General features: G+C 38.1%; 23 protein-coding genes and 1 riboswitch. Of the genes, 17 read left to right on the top strand and 6 right to left on the bottom strand.

The window, feature by feature from the left end; all coding sequences use genetic code 11:
- Positions 1–125: 125 nt before the first annotated feature.
- From BUA53_RS03700 to BUA53_RS03675, 6 genes are all read left to right on the top strand, one after another.
- Positions 126–533 carry a hypothetical protein gene (locus BUA53_RS03700; protein WP_072833888.1) on the top strand — a complete coding sequence of 136 codons (408 nt, stop codon included), beginning with the start codon at positions 126–128 and terminating at the stop codon, positions 531–533.
- A 92-nt stretch (positions 534–625) separates the two neighbouring features.
- A complete protein-coding gene (locus BUA53_RS03695; RefSeq protein WP_072833887.1) occupies positions 626–1,396 on the top strand; it encodes an MlaE family ABC transporter permease in 771 nt (256 codons plus the stop codon).
- 4 nt (positions 1,397–1,400) lie between these two features.
- The gene (locus BUA53_RS03690) at positions 1,401–2,177 is read left to right on the top strand and encodes an ABC transporter ATP-binding protein (protein WP_072833886.1); all 777 of its coding nucleotides are present in this window, start codon (positions 1,401–1,403) and stop codon (positions 2,175–2,177) included.
- Between the two features lie 3 nt (positions 2,178–2,180).
- Positions 2,181–3,188: an MlaD family protein gene (locus tag BUA53_RS03685; protein WP_072833885.1), complete on the top strand. Its 1,008-nt coding sequence runs from the start codon at positions 2,181–2,183 to the stop codon at positions 3,186–3,188.
- Positions 3,189–3,206: 18 nt separating this feature from the next.
- Positions 3,207–3,665 (top strand): pyridoxamine 5'-phosphate oxidase family protein, encoded by a 459-nt coding sequence (locus BUA53_RS03680; RefSeq protein WP_072833884.1) that lies wholly within the window; start codon positions 3,207–3,209, stop codon positions 3,663–3,665.
- Positions 3,666–3,823: 158 nt separating this feature from the next.
- Positions 3,824–4,309: a hemerythrin domain-containing protein gene (locus BUA53_RS03675; protein ID WP_217652922.1), complete on the top strand. Its 486-nt coding sequence runs from the start codon at positions 3,824–3,826 to the stop codon at positions 4,307–4,309.
- Between the two features lie 36 nt (positions 4,310–4,345).
- Here the strand turns inward: BUA53_RS03675 and BUA53_RS03670 are convergent, their stop codons facing one another.
- The 4 genes from BUA53_RS03670 to BUA53_RS03655 all read right to left on the bottom strand — a co-directional run bounded on the left by BUA53_RS03670 (position 4,346) and on the right by BUA53_RS03655 (position 9,406).
- The gene (locus BUA53_RS03670) at positions 4,346–6,826 is read right to left on the bottom strand and encodes a TonB-dependent receptor (protein ID WP_245793002.1); all 2,481 of its coding nucleotides are present in this window, start codon (positions 6,824–6,826) and stop codon (positions 4,346–4,348) included.
- Positions 6,827–6,872: 46 nt separating this feature from the next.
- Positions 6,873–7,619 carry a class I SAM-dependent methyltransferase gene (locus tag BUA53_RS03665; RefSeq protein WP_072833883.1) on the bottom strand — a complete coding sequence of 249 codons (747 nt, stop codon included), beginning with the start codon at positions 7,617–7,619 and terminating at the stop codon, positions 6,873–6,875.
- A gap of 75 nt (positions 7,620–7,694) precedes the next feature.
- The gene (rpe, locus tag BUA53_RS03660; protein WP_072833882.1) at positions 7,695–8,345 is read right to left on the bottom strand and encodes a ribulose-phosphate 3-epimerase; all 651 of its coding nucleotides are present in this window, start codon (positions 8,343–8,345) and stop codon (positions 7,695–7,697) included.
- 83 nt (positions 8,346–8,428) lie between these two features.
- Complete coding sequence (locus tag BUA53_RS03655; protein WP_084079791.1) at positions 8,429–9,406, bottom strand: tetratricopeptide repeat protein; 978 nt, start codon at positions 9,404–9,406, stop codon at positions 8,429–8,431.
- Between the two features lie 104 nt (positions 9,407–9,510).
- On the opposite strand from BUA53_RS03655, the gene BUA53_RS03650 reads away from it, so the two are divergent.
- Complete coding sequence (locus BUA53_RS03650; RefSeq protein ID WP_072833880.1) at positions 9,511–10,572, top strand: TolB family protein; 1,062 nt, start codon at positions 9,511–9,513, stop codon at positions 10,570–10,572.
- A gap of 115 nt (positions 10,573–10,687) precedes the next feature.
- Positions 10,688–11,161 carry a hypothetical protein gene (locus BUA53_RS03645; protein ID WP_072833954.1) on the top strand — a complete coding sequence of 158 codons (474 nt, stop codon included), beginning with the start codon at positions 10,688–10,690 and terminating at the stop codon, positions 11,159–11,161.
- A gap of 50 nt (positions 11,162–11,211) precedes the next feature.
- On the opposite strand, the gene BUA53_RS03640 is transcribed toward BUA53_RS03645, so the two are convergent.
- Together BUA53_RS03640 and BUA53_RS03635 are read right to left on the bottom strand one after the other, a co-directional pair.
- Positions 11,212–11,727 carry a metallophosphoesterase family protein gene (locus tag BUA53_RS03640; protein ID WP_072833879.1) on the bottom strand — a complete coding sequence of 172 codons (516 nt, stop codon included), beginning with the start codon at positions 11,725–11,727 and terminating at the stop codon, positions 11,212–11,214.
- A 136-nt stretch (positions 11,728–11,863) separates the two neighbouring features.
- Entirely contained in the window at positions 11,864–13,942 is a 2,079-nt protein-coding gene (locus BUA53_RS03635; protein ID WP_072833878.1) for a protein kinase family protein, read from the bottom strand.
- Between the two features lie 214 nt (positions 13,943–14,156).
- Here BUA53_RS03635 and BUA53_RS03630 point away from each other — a divergent pair, with 214 nt between their 5' ends.
- The 9 genes from BUA53_RS03630 to BUA53_RS03590 all read left to right on the top strand — a co-directional run bounded on the left by BUA53_RS03630 (position 14,157) and on the right by BUA53_RS03590 (position 25,385).
- On the top strand, positions 14,157–16,124 hold the full coding sequence (locus BUA53_RS03630; RefSeq protein WP_072833877.1) for a PKD domain-containing protein: 1,968 nt from the start codon (positions 14,157–14,159) through the stop codon (positions 16,122–16,124).
- On the top strand, positions 16,102–17,367 hold the full coding sequence (locus BUA53_RS03625) for a PKD domain-containing protein (protein WP_072833876.1): 1,266 nt from the start codon (positions 16,102–16,104) through the stop codon (positions 17,365–17,367). The genes BUA53_RS03630 and BUA53_RS03625 overlap by 23 nt, the downstream gene beginning before the upstream one ends.
- Before the next feature lie 3 nt (positions 17,368–17,370).
- Positions 17,371–17,649: a hypothetical protein gene (locus BUA53_RS03620; protein ID WP_072833875.1), complete on the top strand. Its 279-nt coding sequence runs from the start codon at positions 17,371–17,373 to the stop codon at positions 17,647–17,649.
- A 125-nt stretch (positions 17,650–17,774) separates the two neighbouring features.
- A riboswitch (SAM riboswitch) is annotated at positions 17,775–17,890 on the top strand.
- 311 nt (positions 17,891–18,201) lie between these two features.
- Positions 18,202–18,927: a phosphoadenylyl-sulfate reductase gene (locus BUA53_RS03615; RefSeq protein WP_139256329.1), complete on the top strand. Its 726-nt coding sequence runs from the start codon at positions 18,202–18,204 to the stop codon at positions 18,925–18,927.
- 8 nt (positions 18,928–18,935) lie between these two features.
- Positions 18,936–19,841: a sulfate adenylyltransferase subunit CysD gene (cysD, locus tag BUA53_RS03610; RefSeq protein WP_072833873.1), complete on the top strand. Its 906-nt coding sequence runs from the start codon at positions 18,936–18,938 to the stop codon at positions 19,839–19,841.
- Between the two features lie 28 nt (positions 19,842–19,869).
- Positions 19,870–21,108 (top strand): sulfate adenylyltransferase subunit 1, encoded by a 1,239-nt coding sequence (locus BUA53_RS03605; RefSeq protein WP_072833872.1) that lies wholly within the window; start codon positions 19,870–19,872, stop codon positions 21,106–21,108.
- 40 nt (positions 21,109–21,148) lie between these two features.
- Complete coding sequence (gene cobA, locus BUA53_RS03600) at positions 21,149–21,985, top strand: uroporphyrinogen-III C-methyltransferase (protein WP_072833871.1); 837 nt, start codon at positions 21,149–21,151, stop codon at positions 21,983–21,985.
- Between the two features lie 9 nt (positions 21,986–21,994).
- Positions 21,995–23,671 carry a diflavin oxidoreductase gene (locus BUA53_RS03595; RefSeq protein WP_072833870.1) on the top strand — a complete coding sequence of 559 codons (1,677 nt, stop codon included), beginning with the start codon at positions 21,995–21,997 and terminating at the stop codon, positions 23,669–23,671.
- Positions 23,672–23,675: 4 nt separating this feature from the next.
- On the top strand, positions 23,676–25,385 hold the full coding sequence (locus tag BUA53_RS03590; RefSeq protein WP_262494385.1) for an NADPH-dependent assimilatory sulfite reductase hemoprotein subunit: 1,710 nt from the start codon (positions 23,676–23,678) through the stop codon (positions 25,383–25,385).
- Positions 25,386–25,389: the final 4 nt, after the last annotated feature.

The following is a 25,389-nucleotide window of genomic DNA, read 5'->3' as shown; positions in this document are numbered from 1 at the left end:
AGGCAATTGGCATTTCTGATGATCTCAGTTTTGCTAATAGCTTTTGGGTTTAGATATATAAAAGATATTATAGTTTTTGTACTCGATCAATTATATAGATTATTCATTCAGGAAAACCCAATATTATGACACTCGAAATCAAGAAAATATCCTGTATTAAGGATATCCAATCGCCTTTTAGCAAAGAATATCCATATTTAAAGATTGAGTTTTTTGACATGCCGCATAACTGGGGGGAAACAACCAGGAAAGCGCATCGTTATTCATCCGAATTTAAGATATCTGCAATTGAAACAAAAAAGCATACTCAAAATATGATTCATTTTAACAGATGGATGAAAGCCGGGGAGGTTGAAGAGCAAATGAAAGAGCAATTTGGGTTGTTTACACAAATATATCGCCGGAATGGCTATTCATGGGTTGAAACAGCTGGTACGGATGAGCTATCTCTTGATGAACTAAATGAAATAGGCAAAAAAAGCGTTTTAAATTATCGTAATAATTTATGGATAGAAAGAGAGATCCTTTTATAATTTTTCTTTGGTGATTTATATCATTATTTCCCTTGACGAGTTTCATTTAAAAACAGATTAAAATGTCCAATATTTGATTGTCAAACAATCAAATGAACTTCTCCGAAACATGGCGGGAATATTTTAAGGAAGTTGGTGCTATTTCACAATTTACTTTACGTTTTTTTCAGCAAAGCTTTAAACCAAGAAACGAATGGGGTGAGTTTATTCGCCAATGTTATATAATTGGCTATCAATCATTACCCTTAATTGGTTTAACAGGTTTTATTATGGGTTTAGTGCTCACTATGCAGCTGCGCCCTTCCTTAATTGAGTATGGCGTGGAATCCCAATTGCCTGCTATGGTTGGAATTGCTATAGTTCGTGAAATTGGTCCTGTAATCACAGCTTTAATATTTGCTGGGAAAATTGGAAGTAGCATTGGAGCCGAGTTAGGATCTATGCGGGTAACAGAACAGATAGATGCTATGGAGGTTTCGGGTACCAATCCTTTTAAATACCTTGTCGTTACCCGGGTTTTGGCAGCAATGGTGATGCTTCCAATTCTTATATTATTATCAGATGCCATTTCATTATACGGATCTTTCATTGGCGTGAATATCAGGGGATTTACTTCTTTTTCTTTATTCTGGAATTTGGTGTTTGACAGGCTGGAATTTGGAGATGTGTTGCCAGCATTTATTAAATCGTTTTTCTTTGGTTTTGCTGTTGGTATCATAGGTTGTTATAAGGGTTACTTTTCAAGTAAAGGAACTGAAGGTGTTGGAAGGTCAGCTAATACAGCAGTAGTAGTTGGATCTATAGTGGTATTTTTTATAGATCTCATTGCTGTTCAGATCACTGATATTTTGGGTTTAAACTAAAACAATGTTAGATGCGTCACCCGATATTGCTCCTGTAGTCAAAAAGAATAACAGAATTTCTGTAATTACTATTGAGCATCTTAAAAAATCTTTCGGAACTAACATTGTACTAACTGATTTTAATCTTAACCTCTTCCAGGGAGAGAACGTGGTAGTACTGGGCAGATCAGGCTCAGGAAAATCAGTTTTGATCAAATGTATTATTGGCTTGCTTGATCCGGACCAGGGACAGATCACTGTTTTAGGTAAGAGTATACTTGATTTGAATGATGATGAACTGGACCAGGTTCGCGTTAAAGTGGGTTTTTTATTTCAGAGTAATGCATTGTATGATTCTATGACCGTAAGGCAAAATTTGGAATTTCCACTAAGGCGACATTGGATGAAGGTCTCTCAACAAGAGGTTGATAATATGGTCATGGAAGCTTTGGAGAATGTTGGCCTGGAATATACAGTTGATATGATGCCTATAGAACTTTCTGGAGGCATGCGTAAAAGAATAGCCCTGGCGAGAACATTAATATTAAAGCCTGAGATTATATTATATGATGAGCCAACTACGGGTCTGGATGCTATTACAAGCAAAGAGATAAGTGAATTGATGGTAAAGCTGCAAAGGAAATATAATACCTCATCACTCATAATTTCTCATGACATGAAATGTGTGCAATTAACTGCAGATAGGGTGGTAGTGCTGATAGACGGAAAATGTTGGGCAGAAGGAAGCTTTGAAGTGTTAAGACATTCAGAGGATAAAATGATAAGGCAATTTTTTGATTAGATCATGGCAAAAAAAGTTGTTAACCATATTAAACTTGGCGTATTTGTTTCTGCTGGATTGTGTTTCCTTATTCTTTTGCTATATATGATAGGAAAGAATGAAAATCTTTTTGGTTCAACTTTTTTGCTTAAGGCAAGGTTTGAGGATGTACATGGATTGGTTCCCGGCAACAGTGTTCGTTTTTCAGGTATTGACGCCGGAACTGTAAAAGCTATTACTATCCTGGATGATGGTTCACTGGAAGTAACTATGCTAATCCGGAAAAAAATGAAGAGGTATATACGTAAAAACGCACAGGCAAACCTTGGTACTGATGGGCTCATGGGAAATAAGTTGATCAATATAAGCCCGGTAAAGTTTGCAGCACAAGTTGTTAATGAAGGGGATGTGATAGCCAGTGGGAAATCTATAGACACAGAGACAATGATGGCTGTTCTTGATAAAACAAACCAGGATGTAGCCACAATTGCATCCGGGTTAAAAACTACTGTTCAACGAATCAATTCAAGTGCTGCTTTTTGGGCGATCTTAAATGATAAGACCTTACCTTACAATTTAAGAAGGTCCTTAAATAATGCGCGTAGAACTACCGATGGTACTAATAACCTTGTAAAAGAACTACAGCTTTTAATAACAGATGTAAAATCTGGTAAAGGTTCCCTGGGCAGACTTTTAAGAGACAGTTCTTTTACGATAAAACTTGAAGAAGCGGTTGAGAAAATTAAAAATATCGGGAACCAGGCGGATACATTGTCCGGACATATAAATGCATTGGTTGTTAGCATTGATAAAGATGTAAATAGTGGAAAAGGAACCGCAAATGCATTATTAAAAGACGAGGGCCTGGTATTAAAGATGAACAGCAGTTTAAATAACATAGAGAAAGGAACTGCATCCTTTAATCAAATAATGGATGCCCTAAAACAGAACTTTTTATTAAAAGGTTATTTTAAAAAATTGGAAAGGAAAAAAAGTTCACAACTGCCCTCAACTTCCTATAAAAGCGATTAACCCTTTAAATTATCAGCTATGATGGGTTTTTTAACAGAGGAAGAAATAAAGCATGTTTTGACCTCTAATATTCTGGGAAGAATTGGCTGCACAGATGGTAATATAACCTACGTTGTTCCTATTACCTACTTCTATAACGGTAAAGATATTATTCTGCATTCCAAGGTAGGGATGAAAGTGGAGATGATGCGTGCCAATACACAGGTTTGCTTTGAGGTAGATCAAATAAATACTTACAATAGCTGGCAAAGTGTGATTGCCTGGGGAAAGTATGAAGAAGTCCTTGAACCAGCAGAAAGGGAAGCTCTTATGAAATCCTTTGTTGAAAGAATGCTTTATATGAAAATGAGTGTCACTGCATTACCGCCCGAACAATTTCCCTTTCGACTTCACCCCCGCGAGGAGCCATTTACATTTGTCGTATACAAAATTGTTTTAGAAAAATTGACAGGCAGGTATGAAAGTCCTGAGGACTGATCAGTGATTCCTCAATTATTTGAGAAATCATATTATGCGGAAATTTACGAAGCGAACAATTGTTTGCTGAAAAATTTAGGTAATGAGGTTAATACTTAGTTTGGACTCTATTCATTTTAACGTAGGTGTAAATGCATGAAACAACCTTAATTTTGGATATGGGAAATGAAACAAATCCAATTAAGAGAAGCCCGCAATTAACACCGCTTTCAAGAGAACATCATGAAGGTTTATTGTTTGGCTGGAAGATTAAGCAGGGATTAAAAAATGGCACAGATATTAATACAATTGGCCGCTTTGTTCAATGGTTCTGGGCATCTCATCTACATGAGCATTTCCGGTTAGAAGAACAAGTGTTGGCAGCGTATATGCCAGCTGGTGACTTACAAGTCGATCGAATGATAAATGAACACCAGGAGATTGAAGCATTGATACATATTAATGAAAATATTGTAGATGAAGCCAATCTTTTAAACATAGCGGACGCTATTGCAAATCATATTCGTTTTGAAGAAAGAGAATTCTTCCCTCACGCAGAAAGCACTATATCCCTTGAAAATCTGGATAAGATATATGACCAGCTTTCTATAGAAAAACCGCTCACTGGTAATTGGAAGGATGAATTTTGGATGAAGAAAGCGTGATAGGTAATATCACATAAATTCTTACATTTTCAATAATTACCACCTTGCAACAATCTTGAAATTCACTAACCTTGGAGTTAATCGATTGGGCATAGTAAATATGTTGTTTTGAAAATCTTTTATTAACAGGTAAGATATGGTGTTAGGTCTGTCAATGAGATTGAATATCTCCAGGCTTGCCCAAATGTTATCAAAGCTCCTAAATGGAGAATGACTTCTTCTATTGGATCTTTCTGAGTCAAGCAATAATGCACTAAATCCTAGATCAATCCTTATATATGGTTCTATACGCAAAGCATTGCGGTATTTAATGCTTCCAGGTATATTATAAGGTAGGTTAGATCCGTATAATGAATTGATATAAACCTTTAAGTTTTTGTTTGTTGCCAGGTAATCCTGGAAGAACATCCCAAAGGTGATCAAACGGTCTGTAGGCCTACGTAACCATCCTCCTTCCACGATACTGCTGTCTACTGGTTTAAAGTTTGAGTCCAGTGTATAATTTGTATAGAAATCATTTTCCAGGTTCTCTCTGGTTCTCATCAATCCTAGACTAAGCCAGCTTTCTGCATCTTTTACCAATTCACCAAAAAGCCTCATTTCCACTCCGGCTGCATAAGCCTTAGCCCTGTTTTCACCAAAGTAACGTATACGCACATTATCTATATCATAAGGAACCACATGAGTCATGTATTTGAAATAAGCTTCAGTAGTAAGACGTAAGGGTCTGCCAAGGCCAATAAAGTTATAATCTGCACCAATCACATACTGACTGCTTCTTTGAGCTTCCAGTTGAGTATTAACAGTTCCATCATAACGGCGTAACTCACGATAAAACGGAGGTTGGTGGTAGGTGCCTGCCGCTGCCCTTAAAACAATATCTTTTTTGCCAGATGGATTCCAGGATACACCAAAACGGGGAGATACAAGAAGTTGCCTGTTTAGATCATTATAATTGAATCTAATGCCACCATTGAAGGTGTAAGTATTTCCTTTTTGATGGATAACAATATTATCCTGCAGGTACCCATTATACTTATTGATATCCAGGTTGGCTGAGGAATTCAATACATTGTTCAGTTGTAGCCGATCAGTTTCAAAAGGTAATGAGTATCCTGCAGAATCCTGGTATTCCCACTCATGAAGTTTATCCCCGATCTTCGTTTTATCGTAACCTAAACCCCATTGAATAAAATGTTTATTCCACTCATAACTACCTTTATGTGATAGGTTATAATCCACAATATTGAGGCGATTGCGGGCAAAATTCTGGTTAATACCTGCACCTAATGGATTAACAATAACGCCATAGGATGTACTTGACTTATCAAAATCCCTATCACCAAAAAGATAAGCACCAGCTATATCTATATTTTCCTGCTCATCATTTTCGAACCTGGATGTCAGCCACTTAAGTTTTAATTTTTTATTTGGCTCGTAGGTTGCTGACATGCCAAGCATTGCAGTACTATACTGGTCTTTTTCTCTGCCTTCAAAATAAATGTCTACACCAACATTGGCTGTAAAGAAGGGAGAAAACACACTGGATGTCAGTTGACTAAATTCAGGAACGAGGCTAAATTTTGTCCTGGAAATATTTCCTAATAGTTCGGTACTCCACTTATTATTAAGTTGGTAATTGATCAAAGCCTGGATGTCGGCTGAAGAAGGAGTATAGCTGCCTTGTGTTTCCTGTCTCTTTAAAAGGTTTTGATTGCTTCGGTTTCTCAGGCCTACCAGGTAGGAAAGTTTATTTTTTGCACCTATACCTTCCAAATGAAATCCTTGTTCCAGTAAGCTTATATAAGCTGATCCGCCAAAGGATTTAGGTTTATTGTATTGTATGTCCAGAACCGAACTCATTTTATCGCCATACCTGGCCTGGAACCCTCCGTTATAAAAGTTGATATTCCGAACAAGTTCTGGGTTTATAAAGCTTAGTCCTTCCTGCTGGCCATTGCGAACCAAATATGGCCGAAAAATCTCGAAGTCATTTACGTAAATCAGGTTCTCATCATAACTTCCACCACGCACATTATATTGAGAGGTTAATTCATTGTTTGAACCAACAAAAACTTTTAGCATGCTTTCAACGCCCATTATTGGGGAAGGAATATTAATGATGGTTTTAGGATTAGGTTTAATAAGCCCAATCTCTGTTCGCTCTCTTTGGTCTTTCACTATCACTTCCTGCAAAACCCCACTTCCCTGTTCAAGAGTAATTGTTACATGTTCGGTTTCTGCCTCATTTAATAAGAAGTTTTGCTGGATGGTTTTATAGCCAGTGTATGAAAATACCAGTGCAAAAGCCTTTTCTGCTGGTACTTTTAAGAAAAAGCTGCCGGAATCTGTTGTAGTGACTCCTTGTTGATGGCCAAGGATAGTTACAGAAACATGAGATAAAGGATGTCCTGAATCATCAAAGACCTTACCTGTAACAGTTGCACTTCTTTTTTGTGCAAAACATACAGAGGCTAAAAGCAGGGTTACGATAAGGATTTGATGGCGGCGGTTCACAAAAGCAGATTTGTAATAAAAATAATAGATAAACCAGGAAACTATTCTATTTTATAATTCTGCCCAGTTTTAAACTGAGGGGAAAGTTAAATACGCGGGTTTCATCTGTACCCCATTTATCGTAGAGTGCTTCTGAAATTAAGGGTAGCGGCGATTCGCCTTTTTGTTTAATATAGGTTTGTAAGGCCGACCAGGTATTTAAATAGCCTAGTAAGTCTTCCCTGGTATAAACCCATTGAATATTGAAAGTTTTTGAAGGAAGAGGAGCAAATGCAAATGGTATATTATCATATCCTTCATCAACATGCCTTCTTGCACTATCCCAATAGGGACCGGTTATATCGTGGTAAAAATGCTCAATGATATTATTAATTGCATTTTCATCCGAACGTATCAAATTATAAGTCCAGATAGCTATTACCCCATTTGATTTCCCTACCCTTGTTGCTTCACTGTAAAACTTGTCCCAATTTAACCAATGATAAGCTTGGGCTACTGTAATAAGGTCAAAGGAATTGGCTTCAAAACCAGTTTTTTCAGCGGAAGCTTTAATGTAAATTATATTAGGTTTACGAATAGCATTTTTCAGTTGTGCTGTGCTGATATCAGTGGCCATTACTTTATCGAAATAGTTAGCCAAAATTGTAGCTGCCTGTCCATTTCCTGTAGCACAATCCCATGCAAGTTTGCGGTCCTGAACATAACCTAATATATATTCAAAAAGTTCTACCGGGTAGCCAGGACGGTATTTGAAATATGCTTCAGATTGTTCTGAAAATAGATCTTTGGGCATAACCCAAATTTACACTCTTATAAAGCTTACCTCTTTTAAAATCAATTGCAGCCTGATGTATCAATAACAGGTGATTTACCTGATATGCTTCAACTGGCTGATAGTTTTTGTGGGATCTGATGATTTAAAAACCGTATTTCCAGCCACCAGGGCATGGGCGCCAGCATCAATAATGGCTCCTGCATTTTCAATGGTCACCCCTCCATCTACCTCAATCAATACATTTAGCTTATTATCATCTATCATTCGACGGAGTTCGGTTATTTTATCCAGTGTGCGTGGAATGAATTTCTGGCCACCAAATCCAGGGTTAACACTCATCATGCAAACCAGGTCAATATCACCCAACACATCCTGGAGTAAACTGACAGGAGTATGAGGGTTTATGGCTACTCCAGCTTTCATATCCAGTGATTTTATTTGCTGAATGTTCCTATGTAAGTGAACACAGGCTTCAATATGAACGGATAATTGATCTGCGCCTGCAGCTTTGAAAGCCTCGGCATATCGTTCGGGCTCCAATATCATTAAATGAACATCACATATTTTGGTGGTCGCTTTGCGGATATGTTCTATAATAGGGAATCCAAAGGAGATATTTGGAACAAATCGCCCATCCATTACATCAAGATGAAACCAGTCGGCTTCACTTTCATTGAGCATTTTACATTCTTCTTCTAAACGTAAAAAATTTGAAGATAATAGGGAGGGTGCAATAATTGGCATTAGATAAGATTTGCGGCCGCAAGATAAAGGAATTTACACTGCCAGTTTGGACTAAGTGGTTTTACTATTAATAACCTAAATGGCTATAATTTTTCTGCTGCTTCTTTTGCTTCTGAAAGCGTTTTGTCCAGGCCATAAGCTCTTAAATAGTTTATTTTGGCTTCAGTGTTGTTACCCAAAGCTTGTTGAGCTTTTCCTATAAGGTAGTAAAAGTCTGCAGATGCAGGGGCAATCTTTAAGGCAAGGGAGTATGTTTTAAGGGCTTCCTTAAATTTTCTTTCATTCATCAGCACCTGTCCTTTGTCACGATAGGCATCTAAAAAGTTATAATTGAGCTTTATGGCATTATCAAAGCTTTTAACTGCCTTATCTGTATTACCGGTATTTGCATAATAAACTCCCTTGATATACCAAGCTTTTTCTGGTTCTTCCGTTTTGGAGTTGATCAAAGAATCAGAAAGTTCGATTGCTTTTGATTCTTTTGCATCTGCGTAAGCGTATGCAAGGTCATAGGCGATTACAGGATCGGCAGGAGCTAAAGAATAGGCTTTTTCGAGGCTGGCGAGCGATCCTTTTTTATCATTCATAGCAGCCTGTATTTCTGATTTAATACTTAATGCATCTAATTGTGCCGGGTATTTTTTAATTACATTGTTAGTGATCTCTAAAGCCTTTTCCGATTCACCTTTATTTTGATAACCTCTTGCTAATCCAACCTGTAATGCAATGCTTTGAGGAAGTTTCCTGGTAGCATTTTCCAAAAATAAAATAGCGGAATCAGGAGAGATTTTCTTTAAAACTGTAGTCATGCTTAAGGCATATTCTTCCTGTGCAGAAGTTTCCCATGCTTTTTGAAAGTCATTTTTTGCATATGCCAATTGATCATTTTGAAAAAGTAATACACCACGCTTGTAATACAAATCTGCCCGACCAGGAAAGTTTGAAATACTATCTGTAAAGGTTTGATATGGTGGCTGCGCTAAGGTATCATCATTACCCTTGTCATTGTTTTTGCAGGCAAAGAGCACTAATGTCATTAAAAAAACATACGAACGTCGCATACTCAAAACTAATTAAGTATAACATCATATGATAATTCTCTGACAACTTTGGGTAGCTCAATCATTATTTTTATGATAGTTTAACAACTTATAAATTGGCCATAATGAAAATCCCTTTCACAGTTTGCGTATTGTTGATTTATATGAATTGCCTATTTGCCCAGGGAGATACATTGCATTATCCTGAAGAGAAGCATTTCAAAAACATCAGGCAGTTGACTTTTGGAGGAGACAACGCAGAAGCTTACTGGAGCTATGATGGGAAGAATATTGTTTTTCAGAGAACTTCATTAAAAGATAGCATTCCATGCGACCAGATATTTCTTGGATCGCTTCCTGGCAAAGATGACAAATTTAAATACAGGATGGTTAGCTCCGGAAAGGGAAGGACCACGTGTGCTTTTTTCACAAAAGATAATAAACATATTATTTATGCCTCTACCCAGCAAGAGGGTGATCAATGCCCCCCTGTTGTTGACAGGGCAAAATATGGCAACCGTTATATATGGCCAGTTTATGCAGGTTATGATATTTATATGGCTGATACGAAAGGCAAGATCATAAAAAAACTTACAGATTCACCAGGTTATGATGCAGAAGCCACACTTTCCCCTGATGGGAATAAATTGTTGTTCACATCCATCCGGAATGGAGATCTTGACCTGTATTTAATGGAATTGAAGTCCGGGAAAGTAAAACAAATAACCAATACTCTTGGATATGATGGAGGTGCATGGTTTAGCCCGGATGGTAAAAAAATAGTATGGAGAGCAAGTCGTCCTGTTACCGAAGCCGAAGTGAAAGATTATAAGGCACTTCTGGCTGAAGGATTGGTAGCTCCAACTCAAATGGAAGTTTTTATAGCAAATGCTGACGGATCAGGAGCCAGGCAGGTCACCAATCTTGGCCAGGCGAATTGGGCTCCCAACTTCTTACCTGATGGGCGAATTATATTTTGTAGCAACCATGAATATAAAAGAGGCTTTCCCTTTAATATGTATATTATTAACCAAGATGGTTCGGGTCTTGAAAAAATTAGCCGGGATAAAGGGTTTGATGCATTTCCTATGTTCAGTCCTGACGGGAAAAAGATCCTTTTTTCAAGTAACAGGAATAATGGAGGCACTAGAGATACCAATGTATTTGTTGCAGATTGGGTCAATTAAATAATGCTTTCTTTGAAATATTGTAATCGGTAATGGTATAAAAAAAGCTATTTGCCTATTCCGGTTGGTGATTGCCGTTTCTGTTGTAGATTTGGCAACAATCAAATCAAATAGCATGGATACAAGTTTATACAACATTTTACTACATGTGCATAGCATTGGTCGGTGGGTTGTTTTATTATTACTTCTATTTGCCATTATAAATAGCCTGATTGCTGGCAACCGTCCCTATATAAGAACTGATAACCGCCTTGGTTTGCTACTTACTATTTCTGCGGATTTAATGTTGGTAATTGGCATAGTCCTATGGTATTTTGGTGCACATGGTTATAAAATGATAGAGTCGGCAGGCGGGATGAGTAATGCAATGAAAGATCCTTTGACTAGATTTTATGGTGTTGAACACCTTGTTGGCATGTTGATAGCAATCATATTATTACATATTGGAAAAGCCCAGGGCAAAAAACGGATTAGTGACAAAGCAAAACATCGTAGAACCCTTATTTTCTACTTCTTGGCATTATTGATCATCCTTGCATCAATACCATGGCCTTTCCGCGAAATTGGTGCCGGTAGGGGCTGGTATTAAAATAATATAATTAAAGAAATTGAAAAGCCGGGTATTCCCGGCTTTTAACGTTAACGTGCACCTAGCTCTATCACCTCACAATTTTTTATATCAGCGCCATCTATATTAAACCGCAATAGGGTACGTACTTTATGCCACCCTTGCTTTCCGGCAGCTCCTGGGTTCATATGAAGACAATCAATTTTATCATCGTAAATAACTTTTAATATATGTGAATGCCCGGAAATAAAAAGTTTTGCTTGATTATCCCTGATCTCCTGTTTTACACCTGGTGCATATTTCCCAGGGTAACCACCAATATGCTTCATATAAATTTTGACATCTTCACATTGCCAGGTTAACTTTTCGGGATATACACTTCTTACATCATACCCGTCAATATTTCCATATACACCTCTGACAACAATGTTCTTATTGTTTTCTTTTCCAAAGTTGATTAACCTGTCAGCTATTTCAATTGTTCCAAAGTCACCAGCATGCCATATTTCATCACAAGGTTCTGCGTGTATAAAAACCGATTCATCTAAAAAGCCATGAGTGTCAGAAAGCAACAATATTCTCTTCATCTATCTTTTGATTAACTGGATTTCCGTTTTTGTAATAAATAGAAATATAAGGGTGATTTTGAAAACAATATGCCAATTGCTATTTAAAATATGTGATCCAACGGAAGTGTTTACAAATCCCTGACGGGGTAGAATTTTAATTCCCTGTTCTTTCACCCATTATTTTAAAGGAAGGGTCAATTGTATACTTTATCGTTGTGTTATAATTTTCTGTCCTGCTTCTCCTTTTCTTTTTCAATTTTTCATTAATTGTTATAATGACCTGGCATGTTTCATCGCCAGGTTGAATTACTAAACTCGAAAAATCTGGTATGCATTTATAGGAAGCCGGCGTAATAAAAAGGTCATTAATAAGAACCTGTAGTGAATCTTTATTTATTTGGCCGGAACTATAATACTCATTGATCTTAGGAGAATAGAAACTCATTATAGACTGGATATCTCTTTTATTGTATGATGCATAAAGGTTTTCCAGGAAGTTGGTTACTTTGGTTTTGCTAAATAATACTGGCTTGGTCATTGATGCTACCGGAACAGAAACAGCTTTTTTGTTGGAAGTAACAACCTGAGAATTATTTTTATTTCCTGAATTATAATTAAACAACAGGTAACTAATTGCAAGCACCACCAAAAAAACAATTACAAACATTTTCCATTGGAAAACTTTTTTTGATGAGGATGCAGGTACTGGAATAGTGTAAGGTTGTTTATTTGAACCAGGTTCCTTAAAAGGAGGAGGTACTTGGGGAATAATTGGCTCCGGCCTGGGTTGAACATTTATAGTAAGTGAACGGTTTTTTGAACCAATGGTCAATACATAATCAGTTGTATTCCTGAGTGCCACTTTTTTTGTACCTGTCTTTTCTGCTACTTCTCCCATATTGGAGATATGTATTTTGCTATTGCCTCTTACTTTCCAGTTAATGGTGGCTAATTCGCCTTCCCGTATATTATACCGATCAGCCTTAAACTCCAGGATTTCATCCTGTTCTGTTATTTGGGCAGGGGTAATTAATTCTTTTTCTGTAAAATCAAATTCATAGACTTTTTTATTATCATGTATCGGAACATTTATCTTCTTTACGCCATTAGTAATTGTTACATGATCATATTCTTTTTTAAACAGGCTAATTCTTAAAGGTGTAATGCCTCTCTTTACATCATTAACCAATACGTCTTTACCTGATGGTATACTCTTAATTTCAAATTCAAATGTCTGAGTTAATTCTTGCGGTTCTTTAATTTTTTCTATTGGAGCTTTAGGTAATGCCAATTTTTGATGAGATACAGGTATGCCTGAAACATCTTTGTATAGCTTAGGTTTTTCTATAGAATTCAGGTCACTGTATTGACTAAAACTTACAAGTTTATCAAGGTAAAAATCCAGGTCCTCATTTTTGAATCCCTTTAATTTCTGAATTGTTTTTGATGCGGAAGGATTAAAAAAATCAGATGCCGTAAACAAGGAATGTTCATTGTTGAATCCACCTTGTTCAATATTTTCCCAAATGTTTTGGTCTGCTTTTACAGCTTCAAGAGTGGTAAGCATTACCCAGAAAGAAAATCGATCTATAGATTCAAAAAAATGAGAAGACAGCCTTTTTAAAGGTTGGAAGCCCGGGCTTCCTGTTTCGAGGTTTTTTCTACCCCGAAAAGCGGGAATAAACATAGAATCATAATCTATCAGCTTAATCGTAAATCCTGCTGCATCCGGATGGATGAGAATATTATTGTATTTAAGGTCTCCATGCCCTACACCTGCTTTTTCAAGTTCGGCTGAGAGTTCCACCAATTTTTGTTGAAGAAGGGAAAGTACCTGGTAATCAGACATATACCTATCAATGAACCGGTGAAGGGGTTCGCCTTCGTCCCAATCCATTTTAACCACTGGATAATAATGACCATCAATTAAAACCTCATTGTCAAGAAATTCAAAGTTTACACGCCAGGACGGATCTTTTTCTGCTAGGAATGCAGAAAGTAGTTCATATCTTTTGAAAGTCTCCAGTTCTCCTCTTAAAAAACACCGAACTGCATAGGTTTTGCCCTCCTTAACAGCTTTAAATACTACTGCTGAAGTGCCAACCTTAAAGGAATACTCTTTACCAAAACCTGTATCTGTATACTTGAATTCATGATCAAAAAGTGTGGAAAGTGTAGTTGGATCTTTTCTTTCAATAACACGGGAATATTGCTCAACTGATGGTAAAGACATGATAAGGGTTTCGTTTTTCAGGGTAAACTATGGTAACAAGTAAAAAATTACCGCCATAAAGTGGTATAATTTTTTCTGTACATGAATGATACCAACTTTTTAAACACCATTCTTTACATGCAAGCAATTTTCACCATTGCCAGCCAGGGTAGGATGCAATTTAACATTAATAATATGAATCCTGTGGAAACAAAACTAATTGAATACCAGCGTTATGAAAATTAGCAAACTGATTTTCATAACCGTTTGCATCCTTTTTATGGGGTGTAAAAAATTTATTGATACCCCTAAGGAAACCTGTTTTATTCCTTATGTGGATTTTGTAGCTTACAATGTTAATCCAAGCACGCTTGAAGTTAGTTTTTCATCCATCTCTTCATTTAACGGCAAAATAACTTCCCATCATTGGGATTTTGGTGATGGCACAACCTTCGATGGTGAAATTCCTCCATCACATAAATACCCGGCACAAAATACAAATACAGCAGATAACAGTTACAGGGTCAAGTATACGGTGACTAATGACTGTGGGGAAGCCTATTGGACTGATGATATAAAGATCAGCCGGTGCCTGGCAGATGTAAAGTTTTCATACAAGCTGTTAAATGATTCTACGGTTCAATTTACTAATGCAACTACAAGTTCATCGCAGGTTACCTATGTCTGGGATTTTGGAGATAGTACTAAAAGCACTTCCAGTTCTACTACTGTTAATAAGATATATTCTTATGATGGGAAGTATACTGTAACATTAAAGGCTACGAATGCCTGTGGTATTAATTATTTCATTGCAACGATCCCTGTATGCAATAAACCGATACCCTCTCAAAAGGTTACACAATCTGGTTGTTCTACAATTGACGTTGATGCTTCTGCAACAAAAAACGGTGCCTGGTATCAATGGGATTTTGGAAATGGAACAGTTTTACCGGAGGCATTTTCATCGTCGCCTCATATTAGTTATACTTATCCCAATAGCGGGTCCTATAAAATGACGGTTACTGTTGTCAATAAAAATGGTTGTGATACTGTCAGGTTATCTACCCAGGTTAAGATCAATGCAGTGGGTGTGTTACCAAATAATGAATGGAGTTATACATCAGACGACCTGGAATTTGATTTTAAACGTGAGCCAGTGATCAATGCTACAAGCTATAGCTGGGATTTTGGTGATGGCACTACTTCCGATCAACAAAATCCTGGAAAAAAAATATACACCAATCCAGGTGTTTATACTCTTACACTGGGTGCAAAAAATTCCTGTGGTGAATATAGTTTTAGTACAACACTGAATGTTCCTAGTTACAAAGAGATAAATAATGCGCCTAATACCAGTTTTGCTGATGTTGAAGTGTTTTCCGCCCAGGAAATCTATTTCCTGGGTACCAACGGTAAATTATATAAAACAGATACGGCCGGTCATTGGTCAAATGCGATAAATCTGCCTGGTTCCCTGGCTTTTAATAATGAGACCTCCCTATTTACTGATGTCAATAATGATCTCTGGGTATATGGAAAAAAGGAAATAGCAAAATTGGATAGGTCAGGTTTAACTTGGAATTCTTTTTTTGATGAAACAGGGTTTGACCGCAATACCACCATCACTTCAATGGCAGTTGATAAAGCAGGTAACTTATGGACAATTGGAGATAGGGAAGTGAGGAAAAACAATAAACTTATTAACCTGAAAAATACTCATTTCTCTTCGCTTGCGTATGATGGTACCACAGAGCGAATTTGGTTAATAGCTTCTAACAAGGATGTTTTGTATTATATCAATACAAATAGTTCAGAAATTAATACTGTCGATGTCAAGGGTATGAGTAATGGTGCGTCCGATATTCAGGTACAGCCCAATGGTGACATATTCTTTACTACAGTTTCAGGCATTATGCGTGTAAATAGGTCCGGCACCGTGTTGGGAAATTATAACGCCACAAATACAGGGGGATTGCTGGCTGGCCCACCCAGGGTTTTTGAACTGGATGGAAGTGGTAATATCTGGGCTATTCATGTCGGCCGGTTATTAAAGATCCCTATCAATGGAGGTACTACATTGAATTATTCCATTATTCCCGGTCTTGCCAATCCTTCTTCACTTGATATTTTGAAATTGTCTGGAACAGATAATGATATTATACTTTCAAAAACCTCGGGCGATGCAGCTATTCAAATTAAATAAAGCAATGTTGCTTTGCCTGGTATTTCTGCTATGGCTATCGGCCATCAAGGCACAGGAAATTGTCAATAATGTAAACATTGAAAAAGAAAATTCTTCTCAATTCAGAGTGAGGTATAAATTAAACAGGAATGGTGATAGCCTGAGATACGAATCTATCCAGTTAATGATTTATCGAAAAAGAGGTGAGGATATTGAAGAAGTGTTTTCAAAGGCTATTTTGACAGACAGTGCCGATATTCAAACAGAAAAAACATATAGTTATTCCTGGAAGCCAGCTCCAGGTACCTTGAAAAATGGTGATGAATTACAGGCAAAGGTTTTAGTGAACTATCAAAAACCTGTTGCTAAAATAGAAGTTCCACCACTTCCCCTCAATATACCTCCAAAAGCTAATGCCGGTGGAAATATATCCATACAGTTGCCATTGAACCTGGTAGTAATTCTAGATGGTATACGCTCTTTTGACGAGGATGGGAAAATTGTTGCAGTGCAATGGCGGCAGTTGTCGGGGCCTACTAACCTGAATATAGCTTCACCAGCATCATATAAATCTTATGTTACAGGCAACTACCAGCCGGGAATTTATACTTTTGAATTAGCTGTTACTGATGATAAGGGCACCCGGGCAACTGACCTTTGTACAATTTCGGTAAAAGCAGCTTCCACAAATGCTCAACCAATAACTAATGCGGGCAATACCATAAAAAAAAAGGATAGCAATGTAGTTCGAAAGCCTGTTCAATATGAAATGCCTCCTTTAAAAGGCGGGCCTGGAAACGCACTTGTTAATATATTACTTCCAGGATTAGGACATTATTTTGTAAGCGGAGACCATTATGGAAATGAGAGAAATCCAAAGGTTTTTATCATAACAGCTTTATATGCAGGATCAATCGGAGGCGCTGTATATTATAAATTGAAATCCAGTAGGGAGTATAATAAATATTTACAATTGGCTCAATATCGCGAATTCCAATTAGATGCAGATGGAAATATAATTGGTGTAAGAGGTTATAACCAGGCCGAAGCAACTCAATATTTATCGGATTCAAAAAACTCAAGGAATAACTTTTTTATACTTTCCGGAGTTAGTGCGGGTATATTAGTTGCAGACATGGTATATACTTTCTTAAAAGGTAATAAAAATAAAAGAGCCTGGAAGGCTGAGGGGGGCATCAGTTTTCAACCTATAATTTCTTCTGATGGACGTAGTTTTATTGCTGGTGTTCATTTAAATTTTTAATCTATGATCAGATCAATAATATTATTTTTCTTTTGCCTGGCTAGTTATACTGCCTTGTGCCAGGATGAAACAGTTATGCTGACAGCACAGAAATCAAGCGAATGGATCAAAGTGGAATTGCCTGTAGCTACAAGAACAACCCGCAGTTCTGGTACAACAGTAAAAAAGGCCACACGTTCCCGTTCGCAAACTTCTAACAGGAAATCAGTTCCCCAGCCCGCAACACCTAAAGATGATTTTGATAAAACCAATAACAAAGTCAACAGGTTTAAGAAAGGTTAAAATCTATACGAATGCTGGCAAAATGGTATTGGCATAACTATAATTGAAACATTGTTGAAAAAATAGCTGCAAATAAATGATGGTTGTGTCAAATCTCAACCTACATTTGTAGCAGTTCTTATAGTTACTTATCAAGAAAGGTGTAGGGAATTGGCCCGATGATACCTTAGCAACCGCTCCTGATTCTTAGGAATTAGTGAAAACGGTGCTACTTCCATCCCGCAAGCGGGAGAGATAAGTCAGATGCTTAATTTATTCTAACAATTGTTACATAATTAAAGCACTTCTGATTTATCAGGAGTGCTTTTTTTTTAGCCCTGCTACAATAAAGCTCCTGGTAAGTCTTGATGGGTGATTGGATTCAATCACGTATAATATATTTAAAATGAAAAAGGCAACAATGTTTATCTTAATGATTACAAGCAATACTTCCAATACTTTGGATGCTTGTTGTTGTTGCTGTAATTCTTCCTGTTGTATGCAGTAGTTTCCTTCACTGCAGTTTTCCCGGTTGCTTACTATTTATTGGTTTACTAATTAATACTTAACAGTATGTCTGTTTTATTACATGACAGTTTCCTGTCATTGAAAAAGACTGTTTTACAGTTATCTGTATCTGACACCCTGAGAAAACTTTGCGAAGTTTTCCCGGGGAAAGTTGTTTTCTCAACAAGTTTTAGCTATGAGGACCAGGTAATCATAGATATAATAAGCCGGTCGGCTCCTGTTCAAATATTTACCCTTGATACAGGTCGTCTATTCCCTGAAACATACACTACGTGGACTAGGACACTTGAACAGTATGACATTTCTATACAAGCCTATTATCCTAATGAAGCTGAGCTGAAGCAGTTTGTTACAAGCTATGGCCCTAATGCTTTTTACCAGTCCGTGGAGCTTAGAAAAAATTGTTGTGCCATCCGTAAGGTTCAACCCCTTAAATCTGCGCTGGAAGGCAATGCCGTATGGGTCACTGGCCTTAGAGCACAGCATTCCGCAAACAGGAATGACCTGGAAGTTTTGGAATGGGATGATACAAACCAGATTATTAAATACAATCCATTGTTAGATTGGACAACAGAGCAGGTTAGAAATTATATAGATGAACACAATATCCCATACAACGCATTGCATGACCGGGGATATGTAAGCATCGGCTGTGCCCCATGCACACGGGCGATAAAACCGGGAGAAGATTTTCGGGCGGGAAGATGGTGGTGGGAAGATGAAAGTAAAAAAGAATGTGGATTACATGTTCACACAATTGTAAGTAAATAAATATTTCAATGAGTTATCAACTGGATTATCTCGAACAACTGGAATCTGAAGCTATCTATATTTTAAGGGAAGTAGCTGGACAATTTGATCGCCCTGCATTGCTTTTTTCAGGGGGCAAAGATTCCATTACCCTTGTTCACCTGGCGTTAAAAGCTTTTCGCCCGGGTGCATTTCCTTTTCCATTAGTACATATTGACACAGGTCACAATTTTCCTGAAGCATTGGCTTTCCGAGATGAACTGGTTGAAAAAATTGGAGAGCGACTTATAGTTAGAAAAGTTGCAGATACTATTAAGAAAAAAGGATTGAAAGAAAAATCAGGAAAATTGGCCAGTCGTAATGCACTGCAAACATTTACACTCCTGGATACAATAGAGGAGTTTGAATTTGATGCTTGTATTGGGGGAGCCAGGCGGGATGAAGAAAAAGCCCGTGCAAAAGAAAGGATCTTTTCTGTAAGAGATGAGTTTGGAGGATGGGAACCGCGTAAGCAAAGGCCTGAGTTATGGAATTTGTATAATGGAAAGATCAACAAAGGAGAAAATGTAAGGGTATTCCCAATCAGCAACTGGACCGAATTGGATGTGTGGAATTATATCAAAAGAGAAAATATTGAGCTACCCGCAATCTACTTCTCACATGAGAGAGAAATCCTGGAGTATGAGGGGCAACTTATAGCGGCATCTGAACATATTAAACTCGAAGCATCTGACATCATTACCCGTAAAAGAGTAAGGTATCGTACTGTTGGTGACATGACATGCACCGCTGCTGTGGAAAGCCGCGCTATTACGCTTGATGAGGTGATTGCAGAGATCACTGCCACAAGAATTAGCGAAAGAGGCGAAACCCGAATAGATGACAGGATTTCTGAGGCAGCCATGGAAGACCGTAAAATAAACGGATACTTCTGATTAATTAAAAAGTTTAAAGCTAAGTATAATGGACCTATTAAGATTTATTACAGCTGGTAGTGTTGATGATGGTAAAAGCACTCTGATTGGCCGTTTGCTTTATGATAGTAAAAGCATTTTGGCAGACCAACTTGAAACTTTAAAGAAGCAAAGCAAGACCAATGAGCATGCAGATATTGATCTTGCATTATTAACTGACGGTTTAAGAGCCGAAAGGGAGCAGGGTATTACTATAGATGTGGCCTACAAATATTTTTCTACCCCGGTGCGTAAGTTCATTATCGCTGATGCTCCAGGCCATATCCAGTATACAAGGAACATGATCACAGGCGCCTCAAATTCTGATTGCATTATTATACTAATAGATGCAAGGAATGGAGTTATAGAGCAAACGCGACGCCATTCCATTATTGCTTCCCTTTTAAAAATACCACATGTTATAGTGGCTATCAATAAAATGGATATGGTAGGGTATGATAAAAACGTATTTACTAAAATTGTTTCTCAGTACCAGGATGTTGCCAGGGAGCTGCAACTTGAAGATGTATATTATATTCCCATTAGTGCCTTGAAAGGAGATAATATTATTACCAATTCTTTAAACCTTGCATGGTTTGAGGGTAATTCACTTCTTACTCACCTTGAAAATATAGAAGTAATAAAGAGTAAGAACTCAGTTTCAAGATTTTCTGTGCAATATGTTATAAGACCTCAGGCTGAAGAATTACACGATTATAGGGGGTATGCTGGTAAAATTTCCAGTGGTACCTATTCTAAGGGTGATGAAGTCAGGGTCTTCCCTTCAAGTATTTCAACCAGCATTAAACAAATAGAAGTGAACCAAAAAGAAGTTCAAACTGCTTACGCCGGTCAAAGCGTAACCATTCACCTGCAAGATGATATAGATATAAGTCGCGGCGACGTGATTGTCAGATCAAATGAATTACCCAAAATTCAGAACGAGTTTGAAGTGCTGATGTGTTGGATGGACAGTAATGAATTGAATGCAGGTAACAGGTATATTCTTCAACATGGAAGTAGACGGGTCAAAGCACTGGTCAGGGATATTCAATACAAGCTTGATGTAAATACGCTTTCACAGGAATCTTACCCCGGTGCAGTGAAGTTGAATGATGTGGTAAAGGCTACCATCAAAACAGCTGAACCCCTTGCTTTCGACAGTTACCTGGAGCTTCCGGTAAATGGCTCAGCAATCCTTATAGACCAGACCAGTAATATGACAGTAGGGGCTTGCCTGATCCAATAATATATACACTAATCATTTTAAAGTTCAAAAGATGCCGGCGATGAATAATATGCAAAAGGGAAAAGTTTACATAGTTGGTGCAGGTTGTGGCGATCCTGATCTGATTACAGTGAAAGGAATGCGCTTACTGCAACAGGCAGATATTGTGTTGACAGATAGGTTGGCAAGCCCTGAAATTATTGAGAGATATACGATTCCGGATACTGAAGTTGTATATGTTGGCAAGCAATGCCGGAAAGGCGAATCTACTCCACAGGCAACTATCAACGAATTGATGGTATTGTATGCAAATGAAGGTAAAACTGTGGTTCGGTTAAAAGGAGGCGATGTATCCATGTTTTCCAACATACTGGATGAACTGGAGGTTCTGCATAAATATTCAATACCATTTGAAATTGTCCCAGGAATCACTGCGGCTCTTGGTGCAGCTGCTTATGCAGGAATTCCGCTCACAGCAAGGAACTATGCAACGGCAGTTCGTTTCTTAACTGCTTATCGTTCCGATGTTGTTTTGGAGGAATACTGGAAGGAACTGGCACAAACTGACGATACCCTCGTTTTCTATATGTCGTCGGAAACCTTGCCAGATGTCATCAGCAATCTGGTGCGCCATGCCATAGATCCAGCCAGGTTGCTGGCGATAATAGAGCAGGCAACTACTCCTTTCCAAAAAATATATACCGGTTCATTGTATGAATTTGAAGAGAAATGGGAACACAGGAATTTTTTATCCCCCAGCCTGGTCATAATTGGCAAAGTAGTGTCATTACATGACAAGTTTGACTGGTTCAATGGAACAAGGACAAACGGAAGGTATTTCGATGCTGATCATGAACGCAATAGGGTATCACAGGAATCTTTTGGTTTAACTGCATAAATAAATAAGATGTTACCAGATCCAAAAATGAAAATAGTCCAGGACTTAGTAGCTAACCTTTCGAAGGAGGAGATCATCTGGCTAAATGGTTATTTATCCGGTGTGGCTTCATTGGATAGAAAACAGGAATCTACTGCAGCAAATGTGCGTAAAATAACCATCGCTTATGGTACAGAAACCGGGAACTCTAAAAAGCTGGCTACCAGTTTTGCTGCACGTGCTAAGAAAAACGGGATCCAGTCCAAACTGGTTTCATTGGATCAATATCGTCTCTCAGATCTTTCGAAAGAGGAGTGGTTTTTTACTATCATAAGTACACAAGGTGAAGGTGAACCACCTGCTACTGCTAAAAAGTTTTATGACCACCTGCACCAGGAAAATGTTTCCCTGTCCAGTGTGCGATATGGTGTCCTGGCGTTGGGTGATACAGCCTATCCTTTGTTTTGTAAAGCAGGTGAAGATGTAGATGCCCAACTTCAAAGGTTAGGTGCCATACGTGTTATGCCCCTTCACAAGCTTGATACTGATTATGAAGTGGAGGCTGAAAATTGGATTACGAGTTTACTGGATTCATTCAACACTTCTGCTCCGGCTGCACCACAGGTGGTTCAGACATCAAACACTAAAACCAAGCAGCATTATAAAGGCAAAATATTAACTACTATCAACCTTAATGGTTCAGGTTCATCTAAAGAAACCTATCACATTGAAATTGCTGCTAATGGAGTCCAATATGAACCTGGAGATGCACTTGGGTTAATTCCCATGAATTCCAAAAATGTAGTAGACAAAATTATTAACCTGGCTGGTGCAGATGAAAACAGCCCGGTAAGTTATAAGAATACAGAAACACCACTTGGAGAGCTTTTGAGATCAAGGTTATCTGTGATCCATCTTTCTGAAAGAGTGGTTAAAAAATATAGTGAAATCGTACAACAGGATATTCCGCCTACAAGGATGGATCTGATTGACCTTTTAAGGATCTATCCGATAAGTCAGCCTTCTCAATTCCTGCCGATCGTCGAGGCCCTGGATCCAATCACGCCAAGGTTGTATTCCATTGCTTCTTCGCCATTGGCACACCAGGATGAAGTGCACCTTACGGTAGCCAAAAACACTTTCCTTCTTGATGAACAGAAAAGAAACGGTTTGTGTTCATATTACCTGTCTCAACTAAAAGAGGGAGATGATTTTGATTTTTATATTCACAAAAACCAGTTGTTTAAAATGGCGCCCCAGGATAAAGATATTATCATGATCGGGCCAGGAACTGGGATAGCACCTTTCAGATCATTTGTAGCCCAGCGTGATGCAGAAGGTGCGGAAGGCAGGAGTTGGTTGTTTTTCGGTGATCAGCATTTTACTACTGATTTTCTTTACCAGGCTGAATGGCAAAACTGGTTGCAGGTAGGAGCTTTAACCAGGATGAATGTAGCATTTAGCCGGGACCAGGACCAAAAGTTATATGTGCAGCATAAGCTTTTACAACATGCCGGTGAATTGTTTGAGTGGATTGAAGGGGGTGCCTATGTGTATATATGTGGGACAAAGGATCCAATGAGTGTTGATGTTGAAAATACCTTATTGCAGATCATAACTGAGTATAAGCAACTGGATGAATCACAGGCTATGAATTATCTGTTTGATATGAAAGAAAATGGCCGTTTATTAAAAGATGTCTATTAAGTAATTGTTACAGGAATCTTCCTGGAAAAAAGAAATACCAATGGCAGAACAAAAGAACTTATCGGTGGTAGAAAAGATCAAGACGGCAAGTGATGGATTAAGAGGCACATTGAAAGAGAGCTTGCAGGATGAGTTGACAGGAGCTGTCCGTGAACAGGATCATGCTCTGATAAAGTTTCATGGCATGTACGAACAGGATGATCGTGATCTAAGGGAAGAAAGAGCATTGAAAAAGCTGGATAAGCTTTATTCGTTTATGATCCGCTTGCGGATTCCCGGAGGATTGATCACTCCACAACAATGGATCGCTGCCCACCATATTGCAGGTAATTACTCAACCGGTGTTATAAAGATCACTACAAGGCAAACCATACAATTACATGGTATTTTAAAAAGGGATATAAAGCCAACCTTAAAGGATTTTAATGCTGTTACATTAGATTCTATCGCAGCGTGTGGTGATGTGAACCGCAATGTTATTTGCAGCAGTCATCCTTCCCAATCTCCATTACATAAACAAATACATGATTACGCAGGAAAATTAAGTGAAGCGCTGCTTCCAAAAACAAGAGCCTTTTACGAGATATGGCTTGATGAAGAAGTGCTGGCAGATAAAAAGGAGGAAATAGACCCATTGTACCAGGACCATTATTTGCCGCGAAAATTCAAGATAGGCATAGCCATTCCACCTAATAATGATGTAGATGTATTTGGGAATGACCTGGGATTGATTGCAATCATTGAAAATGAAAGCCTGCTTGGTTTTAACCTGGCAATAGGCGGAGGATTAAGTTCCACGCATGGCAACCCTTCAACCTATCCTCGATTAGCCACAGTAATAGGCTTTGTTCCAGCCAACGATAAGTTGATGAAGGCGGTATATGAAGTACTAACCATACAAAGGGACTTTGGTAATCGAAGTGATCGCAAACAGGCACGTCTGAAGTATACAATTGATAACATGGGAGTAGATGTCTTCAAAACTGAATTGGAGCGGCGATGCGGATTTCCTTTGGGGAAAGCCATGCCATACCAATTTACTGAAAGAAAGGATTATTACGGGTGGAGGCAAAGTAGTTCAGGAAAATGGCACTATACAATTTTTGTTGAGAATGGCAGGGTAGTGGACGATGAAAACCTAGCCTTGAAAACTGCCTTATTGAAGGTGGCAGAAACAGGTCTTGCACAATTTCGTTTTACACCCAACCAAAACCTGATACTTAGCGACATTGATGAATTGGATAAAAATGAAATCGAAGGAATTCTGAACCAATTTGGAATTATAGAACATACTGACAATTCCAGTTTAATGAGAAAGAATTCCATTGCCTGTGTTGCTTTCAATACTTGTCCACTAGCACTGGCTGAGGCCCAGCGTTATTTGCCCACACTAATCACCAAAATCGAACCGCTGCTAAAGAAACACAGCCTCGAATCTGAAGAGATCAGTTTGAGGATGACCGGTTGCCCCAATGGATGCGGCAGATCTCCTTTAGCAGAAATAGGTTTTATTGGAACAGCATACGGGCGCTATAATCTTTACCTGGGAGGTGACAGGTTGGGAGAGCGCTTAAATCAAAAATTCAGAGATAACCTGGATGAGCAAGAGATACTAACAACTTTAGATGAAGTGTTTGCTGATTACAGTTTGAACCGGTCAAGTGGTGAGACCCTGGGGGATTTTGCCTGGAGAAAATATTTTGAACAGCAATAAAAAA

The sequence above is a fragment of the Flavisolibacter ginsengisoli DSM 18119 genome, assembly GCF_900129295.1.
GTDB classification, from domain to species: Bacteria; Bacteroidota; Bacteroidia; order Chitinophagales; family Chitinophagaceae; genus Flavisolibacter; species Flavisolibacter ginsengisoli.
The sequence above is the reverse complement of the archived record's forward strand: the minus strand, read 5'-3'. Positions and strand labels throughout refer to the sequence as shown.